Origin of the sequence: Thermoactinomyces mirandus, assembly GCF_013868055.1 — a bacterium.
GTDB lineage: Bacteria > Bacillota > Bacilli > Thermoactinomycetales > Thermoactinomycetaceae > Thermoactinomyces > Thermoactinomyces mirandus.
Map to the genome: position 1 here is coordinate 81,619 of NZ_JACEOL010000025.1, position 20,418 is coordinate 102,036.

At 46.6% G+C, this 20,418-nt stretch carries 15 protein-coding genes, 1 pseudogene and 1 CRISPR repeat array; of the genes and pseudogenes, 13 read left to right on the top strand and 3 right to left on the bottom strand.

Features of this window, described 5'->3' with window-relative positions; translation table 11 throughout:
• Nucleotides 1-2 precede the first annotated feature (2 nt).
• From bioD to H2C83_RS07775, 10 genes are all read left to right on the top strand, one after another.
• The gene (bioD, locus tag H2C83_RS07730; protein ID WP_181739414.1) at nt 3-716 is read left to right on the top strand and encodes a dethiobiotin synthase; all 714 of its coding nucleotides are present in this window, start codon (nt 3-5) and stop codon (nt 714-716) included.
• Nucleotides 713-1,711 (top strand): biotin synthase BioB, encoded by a 999-nt coding sequence (gene bioB, locus H2C83_RS07735; protein WP_181739416.1) that lies wholly within the window; start codon nt 713-715, stop codon nt 1,709-1,711. Before bioD ends, bioB begins: the two co-directional genes overlap by 4 nt.
• A complete protein-coding gene (gene bioF, locus H2C83_RS07740; RefSeq protein WP_181739418.1) occupies nt 1,704-2,882 on the top strand; it encodes an 8-amino-7-oxononanoate synthase in 1,179 nt (392 codons plus the stop codon). The genes bioB and bioF overlap by 8 nt, the downstream gene beginning before the upstream one ends.
• A 4-nt stretch (nt 2,883-2,886) precedes the next feature.
• Nucleotides 2,887-3,609 (top strand): alpha/beta fold hydrolase, encoded by a 723-nt coding sequence (locus tag H2C83_RS07745; RefSeq protein ID WP_181739420.1) that lies wholly within the window; start codon nt 2,887-2,889, stop codon nt 3,607-3,609.
• Nucleotides 3,602-4,423 carry a malonyl-ACP O-methyltransferase BioC gene (gene bioC, locus H2C83_RS07750; protein WP_181739422.1) on the top strand — a complete coding sequence of 274 codons (822 nt, stop codon included), beginning with the start codon at nt 3,602-3,604 and terminating at the stop codon, nt 4,421-4,423. Before H2C83_RS07745 ends, bioC begins: the two co-directional genes overlap by 8 nt.
• A gap of 92 nt (nt 4,424-4,515) precedes the next feature.
• A complete protein-coding gene (locus H2C83_RS07755) occupies nt 4,516-5,292 on the top strand; it encodes a sporulation protein (protein WP_181739424.1) in 777 nt (258 codons plus the stop codon).
• A 374-nt stretch (nt 5,293-5,666) separates the two neighbouring features.
• The gene (locus tag H2C83_RS07760) at nt 5,667-6,047 is read left to right on the top strand and encodes a hypothetical protein (protein WP_181739426.1); all 381 of its coding nucleotides are present in this window, start codon (nt 5,667-5,669) and stop codon (nt 6,045-6,047) included.
• Nucleotides 6,048-6,350: 303 nt separating this feature from the next.
• Nucleotides 6,351-8,750, top strand: a complete 2,400-nt coding sequence (locus H2C83_RS07765) for a 3-hydroxyacyl-CoA dehydrogenase/enoyl-CoA hydratase family protein (RefSeq protein WP_281364119.1) — start codon at nt 6,351-6,353, stop codon at nt 8,748-8,750.
• 26 nt (nt 8,751-8,776) lie between these two features.
• The gene (locus tag H2C83_RS07770) at nt 8,777-9,961 is read left to right on the top strand and encodes an acetyl-CoA C-acyltransferase (protein ID WP_181739428.1); all 1,185 of its coding nucleotides are present in this window, start codon (nt 8,777-8,779) and stop codon (nt 9,959-9,961) included.
• 31 nt (nt 9,962-9,992) lie between these two features.
• Nucleotides 9,993-11,765, top strand: a complete 1,773-nt coding sequence (locus H2C83_RS07775; RefSeq protein ID WP_246333807.1) for an acyl-CoA dehydrogenase FadE — start codon at nt 9,993-9,995, stop codon at nt 11,763-11,765.
• A gap of 557 nt (nt 11,766-12,322) precedes the next feature.
• On the opposite strand, the gene ribD is transcribed toward H2C83_RS07775, so the two are convergent.
• From ribD to H2C83_RS07790, 3 genes and pseudogenes are all read right to left on the bottom strand, one after another.
• Complete coding sequence (gene ribD / locus H2C83_RS07780) at nt 12,323-12,772, bottom strand: bifunctional diaminohydroxyphosphoribosylaminopyrimidine deaminase/5-amino-6-(5-phosphoribosylamino)uracil reductase RibD (RefSeq protein WP_181739430.1); 450 nt, start codon at nt 12,770-12,772, stop codon at nt 12,323-12,325.
• Nucleotides 12,773-12,784: 12 nt separating this feature from the next.
• The gene (locus tag H2C83_RS07785) at nt 12,785-13,486 is read right to left on the bottom strand and encodes a GntR family transcriptional regulator (protein WP_181739432.1); all 702 of its coding nucleotides are present in this window, start codon (nt 13,484-13,486) and stop codon (nt 12,785-12,787) included.
• A pseudogene (locus H2C83_RS07790) lies at nt 13,479-14,150 on the bottom strand (creatininase family protein); the annotation flags it as partial. The pseudogene H2C83_RS07790 and the gene H2C83_RS07785, both read right to left, overlap by 8 nt.
• 1,637 nt (nt 14,151-15,787) lie before the next feature.
• Here H2C83_RS07790 and H2C83_RS07795 point away from each other — a divergent pair.
• From H2C83_RS07795 to H2C83_RS07805, 3 genes are all read left to right on the top strand, one after another.
• Nucleotides 15,788-17,170: a helix-turn-helix domain-containing protein gene (locus tag H2C83_RS07795; protein ID WP_181739434.1), complete on the top strand. Its 1,383-nt coding sequence runs from the start codon at nt 15,788-15,790 to the stop codon at nt 17,168-17,170.
• Nucleotides 17,171-17,435: 265 nt separating this feature from the next.
• A CRISPR array of direct repeats spans nt 17,436-18,140; the repeat unit is 30 nt; unit sequence GTTTAGATCGTACCTATGAGGAATTGAAAC.
• 158 nt (nt 18,141-18,298) lie between these two features.
• Nucleotides 18,299-19,594 (top strand): colicin D domain-containing protein, encoded by a 1,296-nt coding sequence (locus H2C83_RS07800; RefSeq protein ID WP_220184064.1) that lies wholly within the window; start codon nt 18,299-18,301, stop codon nt 19,592-19,594.
• A gap of 25 nt (nt 19,595-19,619) precedes the next feature.
• Nucleotides 19,620-19,919 carry a hypothetical protein gene (locus tag H2C83_RS07805; RefSeq protein WP_181739438.1) on the top strand — a complete coding sequence of 100 codons (300 nt, stop codon included), beginning with the start codon at nt 19,620-19,622 and terminating at the stop codon, nt 19,917-19,919.
• Nucleotides 19,920-20,418: the final 499 nt, after the last annotated feature.

A 20,418-nucleotide genomic window follows, 5' to 3' on the forward strand; every position in this document is an offset into this window, starting at 1 on the left:
CAATGGGACATGGATTTTTTATTACAGCCACCGGTACGGAAGTGGGAAAAACCGTGGTTACCGCCGGCCTGGCGGGGCTTCTCAAACAAATGGGCTATCAGACAGGCGTGATGAAGCCGGTCCAAAGCGGACACAGGCTTCATGATCCGGAAAGCGACGGAATGCGTCTGAAAACGTGGTCCGGCAGCCGGGACCCCATTGAAGAAATCGTATCTTACCATTTCTTGCCCCCGGTTGCACCAGGCGTTGCCGCCATATGGGAAAAGAGGGAGATCCGGCCGGAAAAAATCCTGGCTGATCTGGACCGGTTAAAACAACGTTATGATGTCGTTCTGGTCGAGGGTGCCGGAGGTTGGGTGGTTCCGCTGGGAGAGGACTGGACCGTGGGGGATCTGGCCAAACAGATCGGCTGGCCTGTCCTTATTGTCGCCAGTCCCTGTTTGGGAACGGTAAATCATACGGCACTGACAGCGATGGCCATACGGGAAGCCGGATGTATCCCGGCTGGTGTTATTTTAAACGGCCGGACGGAAACCAGGGACGACCCGAGCATGAAAGAAAACAGGCAATGGATCGAAAAATTGACCGGAGTTCCGGTGTGGGGAACGGTGCCGTGGCTGGAAGAAATCAGCGGGGAAACGGTCCGGGAAGCCGTAAGCAGGTATATTGACCGAGAAATGTTGGTTCATTATTTGAAAACAGGAGGTTTGACATGACACTGGCAAATCAGTTGAAATGGGAAAAGTTGGCGGACAAGGCGCTGGCAGGAGAAAAATTAAGCATGGAGGAAGGACTGTCGGTCCTGAATGCGCCGGATGAGGAGTTGCTTCTTTTGTTACATGCCAGCTTTCGGGTCAGATATCATTATTTTGGAAAAAAAGTAAAATTGAACATGATCATCAATGCCAAAAGCGGTCTCTGTTCGGAAGACTGCGGTTACTGTTCGCAATCTGCCGTTTCCGAGGCTCCGGTTGAAAAATACAGCCTGCTGAGAAAAGAGGACCTGATTGAAGGCGCCAAAACGGCCAGGGCAAGAAAAGCCGGTACATATTGCATTGTTGCCAGCGGGCGCGGGCCGACCAGGCGCGAGTTGAATGAAGTGATTGATGCCGTTAAGGAAATCAAGGAAAAATATCCGCTGAAAATTTGCACCTGCCTGGGGATTGTGTCAGACGAGCAGGCAAAACAGCTCAAGGAGGCAGGGGTGGACCGCTACAACCACAACCTGAATACCAGCGCCACCAATTATGGAAACATAGCCACTACTCATACTTACCAGGATCGGGTAGACACCGTGCAAACGGTAAAAATCGCCGGCATCTCTCCCTGCTCCGGCTGCATCATCGGCATGGGCGAAACGAAAGAGCAAGTGGTGGAAATGGCTTATTCCCTGCGGGAACTGGATGCCGATTCGATTCCGGTTAATTTTCTGAATGCCATTCCCGGCACTCCACTGCAAGGAATGAAGGAACTGAATCCGCGTTACTGTTTGAAAGTACTCGCGTTGTTCCGTTTTATCTGTGCACAAAAAGAAATTCGCGTATCCGGAGGAAGAGAAGTCAATTTGCGCCAGCTGCAACCCTTGTCGTTGTACCCGGCCAACTCGCTTTTTGTTGGGGACTATCTGACCACAGAGGGGCAGGAATCCAATCTCGATCTTCAGATGATTGAAGACATGGGCTTTGAGGTGGAAGAGGCAACCCATGAGTAGCTGGAATGATTGGATCGGGGAAGAATTGCATGAACTGGACGTTTTGCAGTTAAAGCGGGAATGCATGCCCGTCAGGAATGCCCAATTGCCGGTGCTGTCCTGGAACGGAAAGAAAATGTTCAATTTCTCTTCGAACAATTATCTGGGTCTGGCTGCCCATCCCAAACTGAAAGAAGCTATCTGCCGGGGAACAGTGGCGGGAAGCGGGGGTGTCGCTTCCCGCCTCATTATCGGACACAGTGAAGAAACGGAATTGTTGGAACGGGAAATCGCCCGGTTTAAAAAAACGGAAAAAGCACTCCTGTTTCCAAACGGCTACATGGCCAATGTCGGAATGCTAACAGCCCTGGTAACTTCCAAAGACGCCGTTTTCAGCGATCAGTACAACCACGCCAGCATAGTTGACGGAATCCGGCTGAGTGGTGCGCGTCTGTTCCGCTATCGCCATCTGGATCTGAACCATCTGGAGAAACGCTTGAAATCCGCCGATCAGAAGGGAGTCCGTCACAAGCTGATCATCACGGATTCGGTCTTTAGCATGGATGGGGATGTTGCCCCATTGAGAGAACTGGTCCGGATCAAAGAGAAATACGGGGCAGCCTTAGTGATCGATGAGGCGCATGGTGCCGGTGTGTTCGGTCCCCGGGGACAAGGGATGGCGCATGAGTTGGGGGTACATGAAGAAATTGACCTGCACATGGGAACATTCAGCAAAGCGTTCGGCGTTTATGGAGCTTATGTGGCTGGAAAGAAAGAATGGATCTCCCTGTTGGTCAACCGTGCCCGCTCCCTGATATACACGACCGCACTGCCTCCTGCCATCGTGTCAGCCAACCGGATGGCGCTTCGCCTGGTAACACAGGCGGATCAACGGCGCGGGGAATTGAAAGAAAAAACGGTGTGGTTTCGGAAGCAGTTGATGCAAAAAGGTTTTGCAGTCGGCAACTCCTCCACGCAAATCATTCCGCTTTATCTGGGGGAAAACGCTCGGGCGCTTGCCTTTAGTGAATCATTGCGGCAGAGAGGGGTTTTCGCGTTGGCAATCCGACCGCCGACCGTCCCTGTCCATACCGCGCGACTTCGTTTTTCGCTTATGGCCAATCATTCATGGGAGCAACTGGAGCAGACACTCGGGTACATCGAACAGGTAAACAAAACAATGCGGAGGTGACAGAATGAATCATCCAACCTGTGTCTGGATTAGCGGCTGGTCGGCGGCAAAAGAAATCTGGATGCCTTTTCTGGAGGTTTTCCCAGATCAGGACCATTTACTTGTGGATTTTTTGTCATGTTCCTCTCCCGGTGAGTTGATGAAAGAACTGTATCATGCTGTAAGCCGAGTAAACGGGCCTGTCACGGTTATCGGCTGGTCGCTGGGAGCCATGGTGGCCCTGAAGTGGATGGAATCGGCTGCTCCCCGGGTAAGGCAGGCATACCTGATCGGGGGCGCAATGCAGTTTGTGCGGAGTCGCAGAGAGGATTGCGGATGGGATGACCGTGTTCTGAGACAAATGATCCGGCAGTTGAAAAAAGAACCGGAAAAAGTAGTGGCCCGGTTTGACCGTAACCTGTTTTCAGGGCAGGAGCATGTTGCGGGAATTGCCGGCATGTGGAGACAGACTGCACCGTCTTTGCCCTCACTGGAAGCATTGGAAGCGGGGCTGCAGTTTTTGCGGGAATACCGTTTTTCGCCAACCGAGGATTCAAAAAAAGTACCCGTGTGCCTGTTATTTGGGAAAGAAGACAGGATTTGTCCCCCGGAAGGCCAGCAGCAATGGATGGAAGCGTTCCGCCAAGTCTACTTTTCTGTCTGGGAAAACACCGGACACGCTCCCTTCTTTACCCGACCGGACCTGTTTAAGGGGTGGCTGCGGTCAGGAGTGGATCAATATGAATAAAAAATTGGTCGCCAGGAGGTTTAACCACTCAGTGTCTACCTATCAACAATACGCATCGGTGCAAAAGGAGATGGCTGCCCGTCTGGTGGCAAACCTGCCTCCCGGCCAGAGGATCGGTCGTATTCTGGAAGTTGGCTGCGGCACCGGTTATTTGACCGGGCTGCTGGCTGGACATTATCAGTCAGCGGAAATCATAGCGGTTGATATAGCGGAAAAAATGGTCGCCGAAGCCAGGAAACTGAATGATTGCCCCCGAATCCGGTTTCTGGTAGGAGACGCGGAAGCGAATGAGGTCCTCCAACAGGTGGGACCGGTTGACCTGATTATTTCCAACGCAACCATCCAGTGGCTCGCCTTTCCCGAACTGACCGTATCACGATGGCATCACCTGCTCAAACCGGAAGGGTGGTTCATCGCCTCGACGTTTGGATCACATACATTCAGGGAGTTGCGTAAAGCCTTTGCTGTGACAGAATCCAACCATCATCTCCCCCCGTCACGACATGCACTTTCAATGAAAACGAAACAGGAATGGCAGCAAATCTTGACCGCGGGGGGATTTCATGTCCGGAAGCTGGACGAACAGCTGCGTCCGTTCGTTTATGAAAACTGCCGTACCTTTTTGCGTTCGATCAAGGCAACAGGAGCAAACTACAGCGAATCCGGCCATTCTCTGACAAAAGAACGGAAGTTATTGCAAGATATGATGAGAATCTATGACCAGATGTTTAAAACTGATGGGGGAGTCGTTGCCACATACCATCTGCTCTATTTGTATGGCTGGAAAGGAGAAGGCTCAGGCAGGAAATGGTAAAAAATATTAAAATGTTTTAATAAAAACCGTTTCAATATAAAAATCCATTCTGATATGATGAAATCAGTTCATGATGAAAGGATGGAGGATACTTGCTCAGGAACTTTCTCGCGTCACTTGGTTTTGGTGCAGCAAAGATTGATTTGGTTCTGGAATCGAGTACCCTGACCATGGGGGAACCGGTCTCCGGAAAGATTTTCCTCGAAGGAGGAGAAGCGGAACAGCTGATTGAGAAGCTGAATGTCCACTTCTGCCTGGCTTCGTCGTACAAAAAAGGGGATCGTATCCAAAATGTGAATGAAACCATTGTAACGATCCCGATTGACCATGAAGAGTTTGTCATAGATCCCGGAGAAAAGAAAGAATATGATTTTTACTTCAAGTGTCCGGTCGGGTTGCCCGTTTCCTCAATCAATACCCGCTATTTTTTCAAAACAGATCTGGAAATCAGTTCAGGCATTGACGCCGAAGACCGTGATTTCATCAGTGTAGAACCATCCGGACTGTTGAAAAACTTCCTGGACGGTTTTGCCAAACTGGGCCTTGTCCATTACGGCGAAGAATATACAGGGCGTAGAGATGGCAGCTTCCAGACCATCCAGTTTCATCCCACGGCTTGGCTGCGCGGCAAATATGACGAGATCGTGTTTACTTACAAAACAACAGAAACCGAAAACAGCATCAGGGGATATTTTGAACTGGACAAGAAAACATCCGGCCTGATCGGCAGGATTGCTGATGAATTGGATCTGGATGAAAGGAAAGGGAAATTTTATTTCAGTGCGCAAGAGCTGGCTACCGTGGAAAAAGCAGCCGAAACCTTGCAAAACTTTATTATGAAAAATTCAGCAGGACTTATTGGCGGTTAATCCCAAAGAGCCCCCTCAATATCTGGTTGAGGGGGTTTTACCTGCTTAAAGACAGGAATGCAAAATAAATGAATGGATGTAAAGTTGCTGATTAAAGACAAAATTAATATAAAGGTTAGAAAAAAGGGAAATTGTCTTTATAATAGGATTAAAGCATTATATAATAACATATAATTATAAATAAAATATTACTCTATCCTTGTCTCCCCTGCTGGCAGGTTCATGCATTCCGTGTTGCTTTAAGGTCTGACTTGAAATGGGGGTTCTGGTGAAATAATATATTTATAAAAACAGTTAAATATATATATTATATGCATTTGTTGAATTTTTTCAACCGGGATAAAATCTGATTGATTTTTGAAGAGGGGTTGTCTGTGATATACATACTGCTTCTTGTGTTGACTTATTTGCTAATAGCTCTTAATCGCCAGTTGCTGGGGATTCCCGGCTTTTTCCATTATTCCGGCGTGCGGCCGTTCCTGAAATGGTATTTTCGCGACAAGCTGAAAAGAGTGGAAGAAGTGTATTACTGGAAAATGGCTGAAAGTTTGGGAAACCAGGGGCAATGGTCCATTTTGCCGGCTTATGTCCTGTCTTTCGATTTAATTGATCTGAAAATATTCTGGCTAAAAGTAACCGTATTTATGCTGGTTAATTATTTGTGGTGGTTATTCTGTGCTGCTTCTCTGGTCAAGAAGTACATTCCGCAAACACCGGCATTAAGGAAGCATATGGCACGGGTCAGCAATCATTGATAAATTGTTTTACGTCTGGTTGCTCGCCAGTCCCATTTAAGGGACGCTCGGAGCAACTTTTTTTGCCGGGAAAAGCATTCTTTCAGAAAGAACAAAAAAGTCTAACAAAACCCTTGACGTAAATAAAAAACAGATAAATAATATTATTGAAATTAATTTCAAACAAAATAAAATTCGCTATCTTTTGAAGATTAGATAACCATTGTCTTGTGTGAAAAGCCAATCCTGCAGGATAGGTTTTTTTCTCACTCTCAAGTGAATGATCATTCATTCAGACAAGTTTCACGGGAGGAGGAACCACTTTTGCGACGTATTCAAAAAGCGGCTGTATTGGGCGCGGGGGTCATGGGGGCAGCGATTGCCGGACATCTCGCCAATGTGGGCATTAAAACCCTGTTGTTGGACATTGTGCCGCGGGACTTGACGGAAAAGGAAAAAAAGGCGGGACTGACCCTTCAGGACCGGGTGGTCAGAAACCGACTGGCCCGGTCCGGAAAAGGCCGTTTGTTCAGGGAGAAGCCAGCTCCTCTGTATGTAAAGAGGGCAGCTGAACTGATTGAAGTTGGCAACATGGAAGACGATTTTCATCGTCTGGCAGATGTGGACTGGGTGATTGAGGTGGTTGTGGAAAATCTGCAAATCAAGCAGGCTCTGTTCCAGCGACTGGAAAAAGTGTGGAAACCGGGAATCGTTGTCAGTTCAAACACTTCCGGGATCTCCATTAACAAAATGGCGGAAGGCTGTTCAGAAGCGTTTCGCAAACATTTTTTGGGGACCCATTTCTTCAATCCGCCCCGTTACATGAAGCTGTTGGAAATGATCCCCAATGAAAAGACTGATCCCGATATCCTGAATGAAATGAAAGCCTTTGCGGAGGAAACCCTGGGCAAGGGAGTTGTCGTTTGCAAGGATACGCCCAATTTCATTGCCAACCGCATTGGAACATATGGCTTGCAGGTTACCTTGCAGGCGATGGAAGAAATGGGACTGAGCCCTGCTGAAGTAGACACGGTTACCGGCCGTGCGATGGGCCGCCCCAAAAGTGCCACTTTCCGCACATTGGATCTGGTTGGACTGGATACCTATATCCATGTGGCGGATAATGTGCGGGAAAATGTGAATGACCCCGAGGAAAAGGAAGCGTTTCAGGTTTCCCCGCTGCTTGCAGAGATGGTCAGGAACGGATGGCTTGGCGAAAAGAGCGGACAGGGGTTTTATAAACGGGTGAAAACGGAGAAAGGCAAGGAAATCCTGGCGCTTGACCCCGGGACGCTTTCATATGAGCCGCGCCAAAAACTGAAAGTTCCCTCGCTGGATGCCGCCAGACGGGCCCAAAGTTTGCCGGAAAAGTTGCAGACTCTGGTATACGCTGATGATCCGGCCGGAAAATTGGCCTGGCAGATAACCAAAAAAGTCCTGATCTATTCCGCCCGCCGCCTGCATGAGATTGCCGACGACATCGTCAGTGTGGACCGGGCCATGAAATGGGGTTTCAACTGGGATTTGGGCCCGTTTGAAATGTGGGATGCGATCGGGCTGGAAAAGTCTGTCCGCCGCATGCTTGAAGAAGGAGAAGCGGTACCAGACTGGGTACAGGACCTCCTCGCTTCCGGGAAAAATTCCTTCTACCAGAAGCAGGATGGAAAAACACACGTTTTTTCGATTGGCGGAAAATACGGCGAAGTAAACGGGCATGAGAAAGAGATCTCTCTGGCCCGCCTGAAAGAACAGGGAAAGAAAATCGCGGGCAATCGCGGGGCCAGTCTCATTGATCTGGGCGATGATATTGTTTGTCTGGAGTTTCATTCCCCCAAACAGGCCATCGGCCCCGACATCATTATGATGATGAACAAGGCGATTAAGGAACTGAGCGCCAATTACCGGGGTATGGTCATCAGTGCGGAAGCGCCCAATTTCTGTGTCGGTGCCAACCTGATGCTGATGCTGATGGAAGCACAGGATGGCAATTGGCCGGAAATTGACCTGCTGGTACGCCAGTTCCAGCAGACTATGGGAGCATTGCGCACTGTGGACCGTCCTGTTGTGGCCGCTCCTTATGGCATGACCCTTGGCGGCGGAGTCGAGGTTTGTCTGCCTTGCGACCGTATTCAGGCGGCCGGAGAAACTTATATGGGACTGGTGGAAGTCGGAGTTGGACTGATTCCGGGCGGCGGAGGAAACAAGGAAATGCTGCTGAGGGTTACGGAAGGTGTTGATCCGAAAGATCGCGCCAGTTTGCAGCCGCTTGTCAATCAGGTCTTTATGACGATCGGGCAGGCCAGGGTGTCCACAAGCGGTGAGGAGGCCCGGGATTACAGGTTTGTTCGCTCGTATGACGGAATCACCATCAATCGGGATCATTTGCTTTATGAGGCCAAGCAGACGGCTTTGGGGCTTTACAGGGCCGGATATAAAGCGCCGCGGCCGCGCAAGATTCCGGTTGTCGGTGAAACGGGATATAACGTGCTGAAACTGGGAGCTTACGGAATGCTGAAATCCGGTTATATCAGCGAGCATGATTTCAAAATTGCCTGCAAACTGGCGTTTGTTCTGGCTGGAGGCAATGTGCCGGAAGGAACCCTGGTAAGCGAACAATATTTGCTGGATCTGGAACGGGAAGCATTTTTAAGTTTGATCGGTGAACCAAAAACCCAGCAACGGATGCAATACATGCTGGCCAAGGGGAAACCGCTCCGCAATTGATGACTGGAAAAAAGGAGGAGAAAACTATGCGCGAAGCAGTGATTGTGGCTGGTGCCCGTACCGCGGTGGGAAAAGCCGGGAGGGGAAGTTTGCGCCATGTTCGTCCCGATGAACTGGCCGCTAGCGTTGTGGCCGATTTGTTGCGCCGTGTTCCTGAAGCAGATCCGAAACAGATTGAGGATGTCGTGCTTGGATGTGCGTTTCCTGAAGGAGAACAGGGCATGAATTTGGCCAGAATTGTCGCTCTGAGAGCCGGGCTTCCGACTGATGTGCCGGGGATGACCGTCAATCGCTTCTGTTCTTCCGGCCTGCAAACAATTGCGATTGCCGCGGAAAAAATCATGTGCGGCTTTGCGGATATCATGATTGCCGGGGGAGTGGAGAGCATGAGCATGGTGCCGATGGGTGGCTATAAGCCGGCTCCCAACCCTTATTTGATGGATCATCTTCCGGAGACGTACATGTCGATGGGACATACGGCCGAAGAAGTGGCCAAGCGCTACCATGTGACGCGGGAAGACCAGGACCGTTTCGCCCTGGACAGTCACCAGAAGGCAACGGAGGCGATCAGGCTGGGGAAATTCAAGGAAGAAATTGTCCCGCTGAAGGTGAAAGAGCAGACTTTTGATGAAAACGGGAAACCCCAGGTTACTACGGAACGCATCTTTGACATTGATGAGGGAGTCCGGCCGGATACCAGTCTGGAGGCGCTTGGCAAATTGCGCCCGGTTTTCCATGTGAATGGAACCGTCACCGCCGGAAACTCTTCGCAAACCAGTGACGGCGCGGCGGCAGTGATGCTGATGTCACGGGAAAAAGCGGAGCAATTGGGAGTAAAGCCGCTGGCTGTTTTCCGCGGTTTTATGCTGGGAGGCGTCGATCCGAATGTGATGGGGATCGGTCCGGTGGCCGCTGTTCCCAAATTGCTGGAGAAAGCCGGTGTCCGTTTGCAGGATATTGACCTGATTGAGTTAAATGAAGCGTTTGCTTCCCAATCGGTTGCGGTAATCAGGGAGTTGGGCCTGGACCCCGAGAAAGTGAATGTAAACGGAGGCGCGATTGCCCTCGGACATCCACTGGGGTGCTCCGGAGCCAAACTGACTGTGACCATCCTGGGAGAATTGGCACGGCGCAACCAGCGTTACGGACTCGTTACCATGTGTATTGGCGGCGGCATGGGTGCAGCCGGCCTGTTTGAACGGATCAATTAATCCAAGCTCATTTCAACGGGGGGAAGATCAATTGGCAAACCAAAAAGTGAAAAGCGGAGCCTTTTTGTTGGAGCAAACCGAGCCATCGGCCGTCTTTACACCGGAAGAATTCACGGACGAACAGAAAATGATGGCCAAAATGACCGAGGACTTTGTGAAGGACCAGGTTTGGCCCGTTTTGCCGGAGATTGAGGAACATCAATTTGAACATACGGTACGCTTGTTGAGAGAAGCGGGAGAATTGGGCCTGCTTGGGGCAGATGTTCCGGAGAAATACGACGGACTGGGTCTGGATAAGGTCAGTTCCAGTCTGATCACCGAAAAAATTGCTATCGCCCGCTCCTTTGCCCTGTCGCACGGGGCCCATGTGGGAATTGGCACATTGCCAATTGTCTTTTTCGGAAATGATCAGCAAAAGAAAAAGTACTTGCCGGATCTTGCAACCGGCAGGAAATTTGCTGCCTATGCACTGACCGAACCCGGTTCCGGTTCTGACGCCCTTGGCGCCAAAACAACGGCCCGATTGAGCGATGGCGGAAAACATTACATCCTGAACGGGGAGAAACAGTGGATTACCAATTCCGGTTTTGCTGATGTTTTTATCGTTTATGCCAAAGTGGACGGCGACAAGTTTACGGCCTTTATCGTGGAGAAAAGCTTCCCGGGCGTCTCTGTCGGGGCCGAGGAAAAGAAAATGGGGATCAAAGGCTCCTCCACTCGTACCCTGATTCTGGATGAGGCAAAGGTTCCGGTGGAAAACCTGTTAGGCGAGTTGGGCAAGGGCCATAAAATCGCCTTCAATATTCTGAATATCGGGCGCTATAAGCTGGCTGTGGGAACCGTGGGATCAGCCAAACGAGCCATTGAAATATCGGCCAAATACGCCAACGAGCGGAAACAGTTCAAGGTCCCGATTGCAAAATTCGGTCTCATTCGCGAAAAACTGGCCACCATGGCCCAGAAAACCTATGCCCTGGAAAGTGTCTGTTACCGGATTGCCGGAATGATGGAAGCCGGACTGGAAGGTACGGAAGAAGCGGAAGGGAAGATGGTTGCAGACGCGATTGGCGAGTTGGCAATTGAGTGTTCCATTTCCAAGGTGTTTGGTTCTGAAGTGCTTGATTATGTGGTGGATGAAGGCGTGCAGATCCATGGCGGTTACGGCTTCATGAACGAGTACGAAATTGAAAACATGTATCGTGACTCCCGGATTAATCGCATCTTCGAGGGAACTAACGAAATCAACCGCCTGATCATCCCCGCAACGTTGATGCGCAAGGCGATGAGAGGGGAATTGCCTTTCTTCCAGGCTGCCCGGGACCTGCAGGAAGAACTGCTGACGATGATGCCATATATGCCCGACGAGGAAGCGCCTGTGTTGGAAGCGGAAGAAAACTACGTAGAAAACGCCAGGAAAATTTTCCTGATGATTGCCGGACTGGCAACACAAAAGCTGGGCGACAAAATCCAGACTGAACAGGAAATCCTGCGTGATCTGTCCGATATCGCCATTGAAACATTTGCCATGGAAAGCGCCCTGCTCAGGACAAAGAAGGCGATCGGCAAAAATGGGGAAGAAAAAGAACAGGCCAAGATCGACTACACGCAAGCTTTCATTTACGACGCCATGCAAAAAGTGGACGCCCTTGCCCGCCACGCCCTTGCTGCCATGGAAGAAGGAGACGAACTCCGGACAGTCTTGTCCATGTTGAAAAAACTGACCCGCATTGCCCCTGTAAACGAAGTTGCCTTGAAACGCCGCATGGCCAAACGGATTATTGATGCCGAAAAGTACATCGTCTGATCGAAAAAACCCCCTTCCGGGTGTTTTCAGAAGGGGGGTTATCATCGAAATAAATATTTTCCCGATTTTTGTTTTTGGCATAAAAAAGTGCTACCCGAATATTCAGGGTAGCTTTTTCTAACCAATGATGATATGGAGTAAGCGCTTCTATATCTTTATTCGGAAAGAACCAGTTTTTTGGGGTTTATTTTAGTGCAGTTTTGATAATTTGTTTGATCGGGAGTAACACTTTTTCCGTTTTATTTACTACTTTGATGAAACGGAATTTTATGAGACGGATAGCTTATTACCAACTTGGTGATAGAATAAATACTTCCTCTTCGTTTTCGCTAAGTTTATTTTTCATTAATATCTCTTGCAGTACAAGCTGATTGCCGCTTAATACCATTCAGTGTGGATGATCATAAGTCAACCTTGTTTTTTTGATTTATATTTCAAAAGGAAATCAAGCGTTTTGTTACGGAAATTGAACCGTCCTGGCAGATTGGCCGCAAATTCCGGATAGAATCCCGGGAATATCGTTGACGGACAGAAAAGGCGCCTTGCTTCTTTTTTTCTTATTCTTGCGTTCCGGCTGCGACCCGGTCGAGGAACTCTTTCAAATCTTGCCGAATTTCTTCTTCATACATGCCACCGACGACGACTTCCACCCCATGATCTCTCAAGTGCTGAATGCCTTTGCCACTGACCCGGGGGGAGGGGTCCTGGATGCCGACAAAGATTTTGGCAATTTTGGCATCGGTCAAGGCAACGCAGCAAGGACCCGTTCTTCCCCAGTGACTGCATGGCTCCAGTGTGCAATAGACGGTAGAGCCTTCCGCCTCGTCCCCGGCATCTCTCAGGGCGTTCACTTCCGCATGGGGGCCGCCTAATTCGGAGGTATGCCCTCTGCCAATGATTTTCCCATCCTTTACGATAATGGCGCCAACGGGTGGATTGGTTCCTGTTTTGCCTTGTGCTTTTCTTCCCTCCAGTACCGCTTCCCACATGTATTCCTGATCGGTCATAGTCCTCTCTCCTCAGAAATCAAATTTATAGTGGAATTCGTAGCAATCGGCACGACACAGCAAATGGCAAATCTCTACAAGGTTTCCTTGGGGGGCAAAGGTTTTGCGCACCATCCGAATGACCGGGATATTACTATTCTTTGGCAGGTGTAGGTCTTCTCGGTCTTGTTCGGATGGCAGATCGACGATAAAGGATTCTTCGCAGGATACAGGCTTGTGCCCCAATTCTTCCAAGGAACGGTAAAGACTGGCGTTTTCCTGTTTGAGCAACTTCTCCAATTCGTCAATTGATACGATATTTGGAATGATGGAACAGGACACGCCGGCCTGAATCCCGTCAATGAATTGTTCGTTCAGGTAGTACAGCGCCGGAAAGGACACATCCTCCCTGCAAAATTCGGGCATTTCGTCTGTGCTTGAAATCTTGCGGATTTCCAGTACATTCTTTTTTGCTTTTTCGCCATGCTCGTCGGAGAATCCGCCTTTTCGATGCGAAAGGGTTGGAATAATCCGCACTTTCCGTTTCGTCCGATTGCCTTCTGAGATAATCAGTCCTTCTTCAATCAGTCGCCGGATGGCATTTTGGATAGTTGAAGTGTGGACATTGAATCGTTTCATCAGGTCCAAGTTGGTTGGAAACTCGGAACCGGGCGGATAGACCTTATCTTCAATCTCCTTTTTCAAAATTTGATAGATTTCTTTCCATTTACTCATAGACAAACTCCTTTACAGAAGGGGTGATGTGTTCTACTAATGAATCGAGCAAGATTTTCCCCTTTTCTTCAGAAGCCCGGGTGGGATAACCAATGTTTCCTGTTTTCGTATAAGCACGCATGCCCTTCACTTGCAGCAAAGTACGGGGAGTAGATGGAACATCGACAGCTTCTTCCTTTCTCACGTTCTCCCCCAGAAACAGCAAGATCGACGTTTCCCCTTCCCCGGCGTGCATATCATCGCTCAAGTTTACGCTGAGATTCGCTTGCTTATAGGCAAAGTCCCAGTCTTTCCGAGATGGAGCGACAAAGACTTTGGAACAATCAGCGTTTTGCTCCTGGACAAAGTTCCAGAGAAAATGGTTCCCCCCATGCCCGTTCACGATAATCAGTTTTTGGATCCCCGAGTGTTCCAGCGAGCTTACTATGTCCCCTAATACGGAAAGAAGCGTGGAGGTTCGCAGGGAAACAGCCCCGGGAAACTTTACATGTTCAAAAGACTGGGAAAACGGGAGAACGGGCAGCAGATAAAAGGAGGGGAACTGATGGACGAGCCTTTGCGCAATGGCCGAAGCAATGATGGTATCAGTTCCAAGAGGCAAATGGTGTCCATGTTGTTCCAGTGCTCCAACAGGCAGAACAGCGGCTGGGCAGTCTTGCAGTTCCCTCCAGGTGGATCGGTCATCCTTTTTTCCACCTCCTCTGGTCTAGATTTAGTTTTACTGCATTATTGTACAATAAAATGTAAAAAACCAAAATTTTAAAAAAATTATGTCGGGAAAAATCATTCTTGCCGGATACTCCTGTGATATTTTTTCGACATCTCGTGACGACGGCGGCAAATAAAATAGCCGGGGTTTCCCGGTTTTTTTATGAATCAGGCGATAATGACAGACCTGCTTCGCCCGCAAGCTATAGGCTTTGCAGATTTCCTCCAAGATATCCGTTTTGACGTCCGACCTTCCGGAACAGATGATGGTATGACGGGATAATCCGGTTTCTTGTTGGGACCGGAGTAATTTTTCACATAGGAGATGCGGAAAGATTGGCAAGTCCATTAATTCCTCCTTTCTTTGTCACTAAAGGTGATAAGATCGAGGACACGCAATATTCGGGAAATTCATAGCTGAAAATAAAATTGTTGCGGGATTCTTTGTTTATCACGCAAAATTTGCATAAAAAATGCTACCCAAATGTAAAGGGTAGCTTTTATATTCAGGGAGTGATATGGAAGAACGCTTCTATATCTATATTCGGGAAGCAGGAATTTTTTGAGGCTTATTTTGATTCAATTTTGATTATTTTCAGGAACTGAAATATTACTTTTTTGTAAGAGATGGATTGACCCGTTCTCACCTGGAAGCGGGGGATGACGAGCATTCGTTTATGCGGTAAAACATCATGGTACAAACAATTGAGTCAGATTTATGAAATCTTTACAGAGAGTTATATAGAAGGTAAGAGATTTTCAGGGTTCTTCTATCTACTGCTTGCAAACAAACAGCCAAGGTGTTCCAGCGTCTGGCTGTATGTTTAGTATTAATTTGTCGTCGACCGTGAGTAGAGGAGGTAACCCGGGGATCGACGACACGGAATATTCTGACACACACTTTTAAAAGTGGTGTCATAGCTGGATTTTTAGTTTTTAAGTCAAAAATCAATTTGTAAAGAGGGATTTCGATTAATTTATAGAATGGCTTAATACCGGTATTTTTTGGGTTTAGATCGTACCTATGAGGAATAAATCAGCTTTATTTTTATTTTGTAATTAATAAGTGCCCGATGATAAGAATTAATTATCTCCATAAAACTACTCTGTGAAGCCAAGAAAGACAAGCAGGCATTATATTCGAACCTACTTGTCTTTTTTATGCAGGGATTATCTTAAGTTTTAATTCTTGGCGGACAGTTGTCATCATCGATTGCTACAGCTGCTTGTTATTTACAGATTTAATAATAATCAATCTGTGTTTTCCACTTGTTTTTTTCCTGCCAAGTCAATAGATACTATTTTGCAGGCGGGAGCAGTCGGTTTATAAGTATTCATATTTTGTTTACCTCCAAGGTAATTTTTTTATATAACTCTTGAACAATCTTTTATCCGAAGTTTATAATATAAAACAAAATTGAACAAATTTACTGATTATTATGTGATATTTATAAATATCAATTGATAAAATGCCTTTGATCAAAACTATGGCATTATGTTAGTCAGTTTTATTGGTTAACGATAGAAAAAATTATTGAAATACAATCAGTAATAGGAGTAATAGGGAAAAATTTTTTGTGCAGGTGGGCAAAAATGAAAACTAAACACTTGGATCGGACAGCCTTAGGTGAATTTATTAAAAATGCGAGGCGAGAAAAACGCTTAAACCAAAGTGAATTGGTTGATGATATACTGTCCCAGTCTATAATCAGTTATATCGAGACCGGGCAAAGTGCCAGTATTGACAAAATCGTGTACTTGTTAAATCGCCTTGCGTTAGATCCGGATGAGATTCTCGAAAAATTTATGATTGTGGATGACAGGGAAGAAGACGCAGTCATTGAAGAATGGATATTGCGGCTGAATGCTGTTGAATGCCTGATTTCTCTGGAAGTCAATCTTGGTACAGAGATTTTGCGTTCAGTTAATCTGCCATCAGGACATTCTTTTCAAGCTTGGGTAGAGTATCTTAAAGGGAAATTATATTATTCCCGGCAAAAGTGGGAAAAGGCTCAAAATCACTTTTTGCAGGGTCTGCAACTCTTAAGACAAAACCAGCAATTACGTTCCAGCAATTTGGAAAGTGCGTGTCTTCATCAGTTGAGTAGAATCGAATACCTGCAAAACCGTTTTCAGATGGCGGTCCAATATTCAAAAAAAGCACTTATGAACTTTAATCCGAAAGGAGAAAGAAAATACTACAAAGGCTTGATTCTGGTAAGCCAGGCAATCTACCTTGAGAAGTTGAACCGTATTGGAGAAGCGAATGCACTTTTGGACGAGTTTGGTTCGGAGGATTATCCCTTTTTAAGCTACTCAAAAGAAGCAACACTGAATGTTTTTGAGATGAAGGCAAAACTGCTTGCAAAATCACAACAATTCCCGCAAGCAATTGAAATAGGTCTTCAAGGAATCGAACTGGCTCGAATCGACCGGAACATTGAACGTTCTTTTGAATTATGGACAACTTTAGGTGGAATCTATTTAGAGATGGATAAATCCCATTTGGCGGAAATCTGTTTTCAAACAGCGCTTAGATTCAGGAATCGAATAAAACGATTATATTTGCTTGCCTATGTACACGTTTATCTGGGCAGGCTATACTATAAACAAAAGGTGATAGAAAAAGCGGAAAAAGAATTTTCGCAAGCATTAGAGTATAGCAAAAAAGTTGACATCTTTTGGGAAGTGGAATCTTTAATTGGCTTGGGGAAATGTTCGCTTTCATATGATGCGAATAAAGCCATGAACTATTTTCAAAAAGCGCTGGATATGGCTAAGAAGCACCAATTGGATGACAAGAAAACAGAACTGCTTCTTTTTCTGGCCCAGTGCTTCATTCAACTGGAAAACCCTCGATTGCAAAATGTGGCTATGGATTTACTTTATTCCCAACTGGAAGCTTTAAAAGGGGGTGACGACAGCATGGTTAATGCAGTAAAACGTCATAGTGCAGGCGATCCGCCTGGTGATTAAGTCAACTTTATGAAATGTATAAAGGAGGAGAGAGATTTTCAGAATTTATTCTATCTCTTCCTTGGCTGTGCTGTATGTTTAGTATTAATTTGTCGTCGACCTCCAGTAGAGGAGTAAACCCCGGGGATCGACGACACGGAATATTCTGATATTATTTCTCAAAAACAGCATCATAGCTGGATTTTTTGTTTTTGAGTCAAAAATCAATTTATAAAGAGGGATTTCGATTAATTTATAGAATGGCTTAATACCGGTATTTTTTGGGGTTTAGATCGTACCTATGAGGAATTGAAACAAAAAGAAAGGAGGGTAATAAACCCACCTTTTTCGTAGTTTAGATCGTACCTATGAGGAATTGAAACCACTTGGGCCAGCAAAAAGGCCGCCGCTTTGATACCACGTTTAGATCGTACCTATGAGGAATTGAAACGCGAAATTATGCATGTCGTAGTACTCGGCAGCAGCAGGGTTTAGATCGTACCTATGAGGAATTGAAACGGAACAATATGACTATCACTAGCAGAGCAAGTCCATAAGTTTAGATCGTACCTATGAGGAATTGAAACAAAAATACCCAACCATGGATCGACTGCCTGGCACAAGGTTTAGATCGTACCTATGAGGAATTGAAACTGTTGATGTGAATATCGGCCCGAATGCTCCAGCGGGTTTAGATCGTACCTATGAGGAATTGAAACTTCGACTGCGTGCCGGAACATTTCCGGAATAAGCGGTTTAGATCGTACCTATGAGGAATTGAAACTGATGACCTGGGGAAAGGATGCGGTAGATGTCGCAAAACGGTTTAGATCGTACCTATGAGGAATTGAAACTATGTTGCCTTGAGAATTGCCCGTACATTAAACGAAACCGGTTTAGATCGTACCTATGAGGAATTGAAACCAGGAGGAGTTAGTAGACAGTCATGTCTATAGCGAAAGTTTAGATCGTACCTGTGAGGAAAATAAACAAACCAAAGCCAGTTCGCCAAACAGACGGGCTGACTTTATTTATGTGTGCAAAATCCTGTATTGGTTGTGGTTATTCTTTTCCGTGATTCATAACTTAAAGGGAGGTTCATCCCGTTATGGGAAACGCGTGGCTATGAGCCGCTATTTCAGACCACTTATGACCATTATTCTTTTAATGTTCATCGGAATGGTACTTCCGGTGGAAGGCAATGCCGGCGGGAGTTTTGATGTTCCCAAGGTTGAGGAAGATTTCGGGCAATATGATCAGGCACCTGGACAAGCAGAGCCAATAGAACCTGTTTCCCCTGACGTTCAGGGAGAAGGTGGTCTCTGGGATCGTCTTACCGAATCCGCCTCCAGTGTGTGGGAATGGAGCAAAGAAAAAGTTTCTGCCGCCTGGAACTGGACAAATGAAACAGCTTCTGCCTTTTGGGATGTAATTGTGAGAATCATTGCAAAAATCGCCGAAGTAATCGTCGATGCCCTTTCCGCCGCATGGGATTGGATTCTGGAGCATAAAGGGATTATTGTACTGATCCTAAGTATCCTTGGTGTGATTGCGGTTGCTGTTGGAGTGGTTGCTGGAATTTCCGTGGTCGCCTTCGCCGGGATTGCGATCCTGGCAGGAGAACTTATTGGCGGGCTCTTTTCATGGCTTGCCGGAAATGAATTGTTTGGTGACGAGATGCTTTTTGATATCCTGATCGGCGGGATCGCCGGAGGCATTGCCGCTCTCTTTGGCTGGGCAGTAGGAGCGGGGACGGCCGGTTCCAGCCTGACAGCCTGGATCGGTTTAAAAATTCCCTGGCTCAGAAGAGCTTTTTCCAAGATGGTTGGCGGTGGTGTAGCAGGCGGGACAGATCAAAGTGTGACGGATCTTCTGAAAGAAGGCAAAATCAATTGGAAGAAAACCATCATTGCCACAGGGTTGGGATTTGTCCTTGTTTTTGGCGGAGAATACATAGGAAGCCATTCGGAGGACATCATCCAAAAGATCAACCATGTGAATATTTCCTGTGTGACGGAAGTTTTCTCCGATGGAACCGTTTCTGCTCCCAAGACGATTGGAGATACAGGGTTCGGGCAGTGGTTGCAGAGGTTTGCTTCAAATGATGGAAAAGAAACGGGGATTGTTGTTAAAGATATTTTGCTTCCCAGTTTGAAAATAGATTCAAAAAAATTACAAAAGAAATACAAGCATGCGATTGATTTTGGGTTGCCTCAGAATTACAATCCCCAAAATGCAGAACGTTTTAAACAAGTGATTGAGCAACACGTACAAACTGCTGATACCATTTATAAATCAAAATACAGGAATCCACCTGAAATTTACGTTTATCTTAAAGGCAATTTAGCTGTATATACTGACTTAAATGGTGAATTTGTAAGTGCCTGGAGATTAAATGCAACTCAAATTCAATATCATAAAACTTATGGTACACTGATAAAATAGATTTCAATGTATAGAAGGTGTTGGTATGGAGCGAGGCAGCTGTATTGTCTTAAAAGCAGATAAAGGTTTAGTATCATTGCAATATGATACAAATCTGTTGATGAAACCTTGTGCAATCTGTAATGAAGTTCATGTGGAAATGTCTGAGTTCTGTATAGGTTTTTTTGAAGAAGGAACAGATAAACCCGTATGTTTAGAGTGTGCAAAAAAGTATAATCCGTTGCTTTACAGTTTGTGGGAAATGGGAATATCTTCTCATGATACGGAATTGTTGGAGGTTGCAGTAAAGAAATTCAACAAGATTTATAAAAAGGCAAGAGAATAGAAAATTGTAGTGACAGTGTCCGCTTTGATGGCAGGGCAGTAAAAGTGAATCGAGGAGGTCCCCGGGGAACGATGACACATAATATTCTGGCATAAACCCTTGGAAGTAGCGTTATAGCTGGATTTCCACTTTTTGAGTCAAAAATTAATCTGTGAAGAGGGATTTTGACTGATTTATGAATGGCTTCATAGCAGTTCTTTTTGGGGTTTGGATCGTACCTGTGAGGAAAATAAACAAACCAAAGCCAGTTCGCCAAACAGACGGGCTGACTTTATTTATGTCTGCAAAATCCTGTATTGGTTGTGGTTATTTTTTCACGTAATTCATAATTTGCAGGGAGGTTCATCCCGTTATGGGAAACGCGTGGCTATGAGCCGCTATTTCAGACCACTTATGACCATTATTCTTTTAATGTTCATCGGAATGGTACTTCCGGTGGAAGGCAATGCCGGCGGGAGTTTTGATGTTCCCAAGGTTGAGGAAGATTTCGGGCAATATG